Source organism: Pararhodobacter sp. (genome assembly GCF_034676075.1).
Taxonomy (GTDB): Bacteria; Pseudomonadota; Alphaproteobacteria; order Rhodobacterales; family Rhodobacteraceae; genus Pararhodobacter.
On sequence record NZ_JAUCCQ010000027.1, the window covers coordinates 36,619 to 42,618 of the forward strand.

The window sequence follows — 6,000 nt, forward strand, 5'->3', positions numbered from 1 at the left end:
AGGTTACTCGCCTATAGGGTGATTCATGTGCGAAATGGTTACTCGCCTATTAGTTGTGTTTGATTGTGGCGTCGTCAAGGCGCCAGTCCCGGGATTCCCGGCGTCAGCCACGGAAAGTTCATGCATCGGCGGCCGGATGCCGATCCGATGACGGCATCCGGGTCCTGAAAAGGGAGTACCGGGTTGTCCTCAGGCGCTCAGCGCCGCGCGGCCATGCGGCTGGCCAAAGTCCGGCCGGGGCCCGATGGGAACGATCCGGTGCGGATTGATGGTGTCGTGGCTGTAGTGGTAGTGCCGCGTGATGTGGTCCATGAAGACCGTCCCGGCGACGCCCGGCACCTGATAAAGGTCGCGGGTATAGGCCCAGAGGTTCGGGTATTCGATCAGCTTGCGCCGGTTGCACTTGAAGTGGCCGTGATAGACCGCGTCGAACCGCAGGAGCGTGGTGAACAGCCGCCAGTCGCCCTCGGTCATCCGCGCGCCCATCAGATAGCGCGAGGTGGTGAGCCGGTCCTCCAGCCAGTCGAGCGAGTCGAAGAGGGGGACGACCGCCTCGTCATAGGCCGCTTGCGTGGTGGCGAACCCGGCCTTGTAGACGCCATTGTTCACCGTGTCATAGATCCGCGCATTGACCGGCTCCAGCGCCGCGCGCAGGTCTTTCGGCCACAGGTCCAGATCGTTCCCGGTTATTTCGTCAAAAGCCGAATTGAACATGCGGATGATCTCGGACGATTCGTTCGACACGATCGTCTCGCGCTCCTTGTCCCACAGGACGGGCACCGTCACGCGGCCGGTCATCTTGGGATCGGCGCGGGTATAGACCTCGTGCATCGCCCGGGCGCCATGCAGCCGGTCGCCGGTCGCGCCGGGAAAGTCGGTGCGGAATTCCCACCCCTGTTCCAGCATGTCGGGATGCACGGCCGAGACGTCGATATGCTCCTCCAAGCCCTTGAGAACACGGAAGATCAGCGTGCGATGCGCCCAGGGGCAGGCATAGGAGACATAGAGGTGGTAGCGCCCGCTCTCGGCCTTGAAGCCGCCCTCGCCCGAGGGCCCCGCCGAGCCGTCCGCCGTCACCCAGTTGCGCCAGCTCGCCTCGCTGCGCTTGAAGGCGCCGCCGGTGGATTTGGTATCATACCATTGGTCGTGCCAGGTGCCGTCGATCAATCGTCCCATGAGAAACTCCTTTGCCCTTAACCTGAGGCCTGGGGCCTTGGGGTCAAGAAAAGCCGCCCCGGGAACCCCGCGCAGGCGTTGTGCGTTTGCGCAGGCTGGGGAAAAAAACGCGGTCGCGACAAATGGCTAACTTGTTTTCGTCATGATCGCCGTGAACCATGATGCCACGGGAATCGGGAGGCGCCCATGTTCGAATTTCTGCCGGAAGACATCCGCCGTGGCCTGCAGGCCGCCCAGACGCGCGCCCAGCGCAAAAGCTCGCGGCTGAGCGTGCACATGGGCGACGCCGCCTATCCGATCCTGCGCCTGTCCGAGACCGGCTTTGTAGTGGAATCCGGCCGCGTGCCGGTGCTGCGCGGTTTCGTCGACATCTACAACGGGCCGCGCCATATCCTTCAGGCGCTGGTCATCGGGGTCGAGGATCAGGACGGTGAGCGCAGCTATGAATTCAAGCGCGAGACCGTGGTCCATTCCGCGCCGGTCCGCGATTACGCCGACGACCGGCCCGAGCATGGCGGCTTCCTGGCCAGCCCGATCTGAGGGCTCTTTCGGGAATATCCGAAAGAAGAAGGGGCCTCGCGGCCCCCTTTGTCATGTCCTGCCGCCTATTGCAGATCGGCAAAGGCCTTCTGCAGGCGTTTTACCGCCTCCTCGATCCGCACCCGCGGCGTGGCGAGGTTGAAGCGCATGTAGCTGTCGCCGCCCAGGCCGAACGTCGCCCCATGGTTGACCGCCAGCTTGGCGTCCTGCTGGATGCGGCGGATAACCTCGTCGGTTTCCATCCCGGTGCCCGAGAAATCGACCCATGCCAGATAGGTCGATTCCAGATCCATCGACCGCACGCCCGGAATCGCGTTCACGCCCGCATCGAAGATCCGGCGGTTGCCGTCCAGATAGACCATCAGTGCATCGACCCATTCGGCGCCCTCGGGCGAATAGGCGGCGGTCTCCATGTTCAGGCCGAAGGAGCTGGGCGAGATGCCGAGGCCCAGCACCGTCGCACCGAAGGCAGCGCGCAGCGTCGCATCGGGGATGATGACATTGCCGTTGTGCGCGCCGGCGATGTTGAAGGTCTTGGTCGGCGCGGTCATCATCACCAGCCGGTCCAGCATGTCGGGCAGGGCCTTGATGGCGGGGACATGCGTCTGGCCGGGGAACAGCAGGTCGCAATGGATCTCGTCCGAGACGAGGATCAGGTCATGCGCCTTGCAGAATTCGCCCAGCGCGCGCAGCTCGGCCTCGGTCCAGCAGCGGCCACCGGGGTTGTGGGGCGACGAGATGACGACCAGCTTCTCGTTCCCGGTCAGGCGCGACGCCGCATCCTCGAAATCCATCTCGTAGCGGCCATCGACCAGCGCCAGCGGGCATTCGGTGACCGTCCGCCCCGCGGCTTTGATGATCCGCGCGAAGGCGTGGTAGACCGGGGTGAACAGCACCACGCCCTCACCGGGCTTGGTCCAGGTATGCACGCACAGCGCCGTGCCGTTGACCAGCCCGTGGGTGGTGAAGATCCAGTCGGGATCGACCGTCCAGCCGTGGCGCGTGCGCATCCACCAGTCGATCGAGGCCTTGTAGGCCGCATCATCGCCGAAATATCCGAACACCCCGTGATCGACCATCGCCTGCAATTCGGCGGTCACGCAGGCGGGCGGGCGGAAGTCCATATCCGCCACCCACATCGAAATCCCCTCGTCGGGCGAAACCCCATAGAGGGATTCCATCATGTCCCATTTGGCCGAATGGGTGCCGCGGCGGTCGATGATCTCGTCGAAATTCATGCCAATCTCCTGAACCTGTGCAGCAGAATGCCCGCTGGGGCGACGGGCGCAAGAGTGAAACTGCCCGGCCCCGCCGTCCCGTTGCGCGGCGCAACGGGATCGCCTACATCAGGCGCATGACGCTGAAACACATCCTTCTGCATCCCGATCCGCGCCTGAAGAAGGTCTGCGCCCCTGTCGAGGGGGTGACGCCCGAATTGGGCAAGCTGGCCGAGGACATGCTGCAAACCATGTATGACGCGCCGGGCATCGGCCTGGCCGCGCCGCAGGTCGGCGTGATGCAACGCCTCTTTGTCATGGATTGCGTCAAGGGTCAGGACGAGGCCGCCAAGCCGATGGTGCTGATCAACCCCGAGGTCACCTGGACCTCGGAGGATCGCAGCACCTATGAGGAAGGCTGCCTGTCGATCCCCGAGCAATTCGCCGAGGTGACGCGCCCGGCCCGGGTGCGGATGGCCTGGACCGGCCTCGACAACCGGCGGCACGAGGAAGAATTCGACGATCTCTGGGCGACCTGTGCCCAGCACGAATTCGACCATCTGAACGGCAAGCTGTTCATTGATTACCTCGGCCCGATCAAGCGCCAGCTGATCACCCGCCGGATGGAAAAGTTCAAACGCGAACGCGCGCGGGGCTGAGGCGATGGGCCCGGAATCCGGCGGGCTCAGGATCGGCATCGCCGGCGCGGGCATGGGCGGGCTGGCCGCCGGAATCGCCCTGACGCTGGCGGGCCATCGGGTCTCCATCTGCGACAGGTTCGAGGCGCCGCGCCCGGTGGGATCGGGGCTGGTGTTGCAGCCGGTGGGCCAGCGGGTGCTGTCCTGGCTGGGTTGCGGCGCCGCGGCCCGCGCGCTGGGCGCTCCGGTGCGGGTTCTGCACGGGGTCGAGGCCCGGACCGGCGCGGGCACACTGAACGTGCGGTATGACCGGGCGGGGGCGGGGCTGATGGGCCTCGGCATGCACCGCGCCAGCCTGTTTCACGTCCTGCACCAACGGCTCGTCTCGCTGGGCGTCACGGTCCTGCCCTCGGCCGAGGTGACGGGGCGCGAGGGCCAGTTCCTTACCCTCGCCGATGGCCGCCGCCTTGGCCCCTTCGACCTGATCGTCGATGCACTGGGCGCGCATTCGCCGCTGACCCCGCTGAAATCCCGGGTTCTGCCCTATGGTGCCCTCTGGACCACGCTGCGCTGGCCGGAAACCGATCTGCCCGACGACCGCCTCACCCAGCGCTATGTCGCCGCGCACCGGATGGTCGGCGTGTTGCCCATCGGCCGGATGCCGGACGACCCCCAACCCCTCGCCGCCTTCTTCTGGTCCTTGAAGGGCGCCGAATACGAGGATTGGCAGCGCCAGGGACTGATCCCCTGGAAGACCGAGATCCTGTCGATCTGGCCGCAGCTCTCGCCCTTCCTCGCCCAGATCGAGGACCCGGCGCAGATGGTCTTCGCCCGCTACGCCCATGGCACGCTCTACCGCCCCTATGGCGACGGCATCGTGCATCTGGGCGACGCCTTCCACCGCGCCAGCCCGCAGCTGGGGCAGGGGGCGAACATGGCGCTGCTGGACGCGCTGGCGCTGGCAAGGGCGCTGGATCAGGCCGGGCCCGGGGACGCCCCCGCCCTCTATGCCAAGATCCGCCGCGGCCATGTCGCGGTGTTCCAGACCGCCAGCCGGTTCCTCACGCCGCAATACCAGTCCGACAGCCGCGCCGTGGCCTGGTTTCGCGACCGGATCGTCGCGCCCCTGGGCCGGGTGCCGCCGATGCCGCGGGTGATGGCCTCGATTGCCTCGGGCCTGATCGTGCCGCCGCTGGGCGGTGAGCCCTATCGCGATGGCCAGCCCGTCCCGCCCGCCTGGGCGATGGACGAGGGCAGCGACGGGTGGTAACCGGGCGCCATGTCCATCCTGCCCATTGTCCTGTTCCCCGACCCGATGCTGCGCCGGCCCTGCACGCCGGTGACGGCGATTGACGCGACCCTCCGTCAACTGGCCGCCGACATGCTGGAAACCATGTATGCCGCGCCCGGCCGGGGCCTTGCCGGGCCGCAGGTGGCGGTGCCGCTCAGGCTGTTCGTCATGGACGTGACCTGGAAAGAGGGCGAGCCCAGCCCCCGGGTCTGCATCAATCCGGTCATTCTGGAGGCCTCGGAAACGCTGGCCGAGAATACCGAAGGCTGTCTCTCGATCCCCGGCATCCCGGCGCTGGTCTCGCGCCCCGACTGGATCGTGCTGCGCTACAGCGACCTCGACGGGCAGGAGCGGACCGAGCGCCTGACCGGGTTTGAGGCCGTCGCTGCCCAGCACGAACTCGACCACCTGAACGGCCGCCTCTGCATCGACCTGATGGATGAAGAAAGCCGCACCCAAGCCTCGCCCGCCCTTGCCGCGATGGGAGCCCCCGCATGATCCGCCGTTGCCTGCCCTGGCCCGACGCCCGCCTGCGCACCCCGGCCCCGCCGGTGGAAGCGATCACCGACGAGATCCGCGCGATCTGGACCGACATGATCGACACGATGGAGGCGATGCCGGGCGTGGGCCTCGCCGCGCCGCAGATCGGGGTGATGCTGCGGCTGGCGGTGGTCGATGCGTCCGAGGGGCGCGGTCAGGCGGTGCGGATGGCCAATCCCGAGGTGCTGCACGCCTCGGTGCAGCTGCGCCCGCACGAGGAAGCCTCGCCCAACCTGCCCGGGGTCTCGGCCCTGATCGAGCGGCCGCGGGCGGTGACGGTGCGGTTCCTGAACGAGGCGGGGGAGGTCGAGGAGAAGGACTTCGTCGGCCTCTGGGCGACGAGCGCGCAGCATCAGATCGACCACCTGAACGGCCGGATGTATTTCGACCGGCTGGGCAAGGTGAAGCGCGACATGCTGCTGCGCAAGGCAAGGAAGATGGGCTGACAGCCCATCCTACGGGAGGCGACGATGAAGGTCATTTTCATGGGCACGCCGGAGTTTTCCGTGCCGGTGCTGGAGGCGCTGCATCAGGCGCATGAGGTGGTCTGCGTCTATTGCCAGCCGCCCCGTCCCGCCGGTCGCGGCAAGCAGGAACG

General features: G+C 66.8%; 7 protein-coding genes and 1 pseudogene. 6 read left to right on the top strand and 2 right to left on the bottom strand.

The window, feature by feature from the left end:
• Positions 1-189: 189 nt before the first annotated feature.
• Complete coding sequence (locus VDQ18_RS10355) at positions 190-1,176, bottom strand: glutathione S-transferase family protein (protein ID WP_323020864.1); 987 nt, start codon at positions 1,174-1,176, stop codon at positions 190-192.
• A 186-nt stretch (positions 1,177-1,362) separates the two neighbouring features.
• Between VDQ18_RS10355 and VDQ18_RS10360 the strand changes: the two genes are divergently transcribed.
• A complete protein-coding gene (locus VDQ18_RS10360; RefSeq protein WP_323020865.1) occupies positions 1,363-1,716 on the top strand; it encodes a hypothetical protein in 354 nt (117 codons plus the stop codon).
• 65 nt (positions 1,717-1,781) lie between these two features.
• Here the strand turns inward: VDQ18_RS10360 and VDQ18_RS10365 are convergent, their stop codons facing one another.
• On the bottom strand, positions 1,782-2,954 hold the full coding sequence (locus VDQ18_RS10365) for a MalY/PatB family protein (protein WP_323020866.1): 1,173 nt from the start codon (positions 2,952-2,954) through the stop codon (positions 1,782-1,784).
• A gap of 116 nt (positions 2,955-3,070) precedes the next feature.
• Here VDQ18_RS10365 and def (VDQ18_RS10370) point away from each other — a divergent pair, with 116 nt between their 5' ends.
• From def (VDQ18_RS10370) to VDQ18_RS10390, 5 genes and pseudogenes are all read left to right on the top strand, one after another.
• Positions 3,071-3,592, top strand: a complete 522-nt coding sequence (gene def, locus VDQ18_RS10370; RefSeq protein ID WP_323020867.1) for a peptide deformylase — start codon at positions 3,071-3,073, stop codon at positions 3,590-3,592.
• A 4-nt stretch (positions 3,593-3,596) separates the two neighbouring features.
• On the top strand, positions 3,597-4,841 hold the full coding sequence (locus tag VDQ18_RS10375) for an NAD(P)/FAD-dependent oxidoreductase (RefSeq protein ID WP_323020868.1): 1,245 nt from the start codon (positions 3,597-3,599) through the stop codon (positions 4,839-4,841).
• 9 nt (positions 4,842-4,850) lie between these two features.
• Positions 4,851-5,360: a peptide deformylase gene (def, locus tag VDQ18_RS10380; RefSeq protein WP_323020869.1), complete on the top strand. Its 510-nt coding sequence runs from the start codon at positions 4,851-4,853 to the stop codon at positions 5,358-5,360.
• A complete protein-coding gene (gene def / locus VDQ18_RS10385) occupies positions 5,357-5,848 on the top strand; it encodes a peptide deformylase (protein WP_323020870.1) in 492 nt (163 codons plus the stop codon). Before def (VDQ18_RS10380) ends, def (VDQ18_RS10385) begins: the two co-directional genes overlap by 4 nt.
• Positions 5,849-5,872: 24 nt before the next feature.
• Positions 5,873-6,000 (top strand): annotated as a pseudogene (locus VDQ18_RS10390) (methionyl-tRNA formyltransferase); the annotation flags it as partial.

What these genes read in the sequence shown, in the direction of transcription:
- VDQ18_RS10355 (WP_323020864.1), bottom strand. Translation starts at nt 1,176, where the DNA reads ATGGGACGATTGATCGACGGCACCTGGCACGACCAATGGTATGATACC.
- VDQ18_RS10360 (WP_323020865.1), top strand. Translation starts at nt 1,363, where the DNA reads ATGTTCGAATTTCTGCCGGAAGACATCCGCCGTGGCCTGCAGGCCGCC.
- VDQ18_RS10365 (WP_323020866.1), bottom strand. Translation starts at nt 2,954, where the DNA reads ATGAATTTCGACGAGATCATCGACCGCCGCGGCACCCATTCGGCCAAA.
- def (WP_323020867.1), top strand. Translation starts at nt 3,071, where the DNA reads ATGACGCTGAAACACATCCTTCTGCATCCCGATCCGCGCCTGAAGAAG.
- VDQ18_RS10375 (WP_323020868.1), top strand. Translation starts at nt 3,597, where the DNA reads ATGGGCCCGGAATCCGGCGGGCTCAGGATCGGCATCGCCGGCGCGGGC.
- def (WP_323020869.1), top strand. Translation starts at nt 4,851, where the DNA reads ATGTCCATCCTGCCCATTGTCCTGTTCCCCGACCCGATGCTGCGCCGG.
- def (WP_323020870.1), top strand. Translation starts at nt 5,357, where the DNA reads ATGATCCGCCGTTGCCTGCCCTGGCCCGACGCCCGCCTGCGCACCCCG.